This is a genomic window from Acinetobacter sp. 809848, assembly GCF_000581275.1.
Classification (GTDB): Bacteria; Pseudomonadota; Gammaproteobacteria; order Pseudomonadales; family Moraxellaceae; genus Acinetobacter; species Acinetobacter pittii.
In genome coordinates this window covers 1-781 of sequence record NZ_JEXG01000167.1, presented here as the reverse complement: position 1 = coordinate 781, position 781 = coordinate 1, and the positions used below count along the sequence as shown (strand labels likewise).

Annotated in this window: 1 protein-coding gene; it reads right to left on the bottom strand. The window is 46.4% G+C overall.

Features of this window, described 5'->3' with window-relative positions:
- The coding region (locus J536_RS24585) for a phage late control D family protein (RefSeq protein ID WP_032064323.1) at window positions 1-781 on the bottom strand (781 nt) is incomplete at both ends.

The window sequence follows — 781 nt, the reverse complement described above, 5'->3', positions numbered from 1 at the left end:
GCTGGCATTGTCATAGTGTTCGCTGTGCTTTTGTGTGCCTTGTACGCTGCCACTGCCTTCTTCTTGTTGTAGGGCATCGGCTTGCCAGCGTTGCACATGAACCGAAGTCGGTTGTAAGCGGCGCTCTGCCTTGACTTGGGTAATGGTATCAAACTGTTCTGTCGCACTGCTACGTTGGTAGCGCAGGCTACGACGTTCAAGTGCCTGATAGTTTTGGTTATCATCAATTAAACGTAACACTTGTGGCTGAATGGAAGCATTCGGGTCAGCGACAAAAAGCTGTGATTCATCGACCAGCCAGTTAATGCCTTCACTACGCCACAAACGGGTTAAAAAGTCATAATCGCTTTCGTTTGACTGCATCACAAATGGACGCACATCGTAGTCTTTCGTTAAGCCTGCTGTGTCGAGCGTTAGACTTGAGGCAAACAATGGGCTTTTGCCTTGCCATTCTTTAAACAGAATTTCGCTAATATCACGCACGCTTTTGTTCATAAACACGCGGCTATTACGACGTTTATGCCAGAGTGCTGTTGGGTCTTTTAAGGTGAGATTATAAATGGTGAGTGAGCCGTCACTTTGCCCTTGGCTTGCTTCGGTAATAATGCCCGTAGTTCTAAAAAACTGCCCCATGTCAGTGACTTGATCGACGGCAACCTGACAGCCAATAAATTGTTTTAATGCAATATGTGCGTTGGTCGATAGACACAGCAACTCAGCAACGCTACCTTGGTTGAGCGTATGTTCGCCCTCAATGCGTTGTAAGAAAACTTGATTGTTT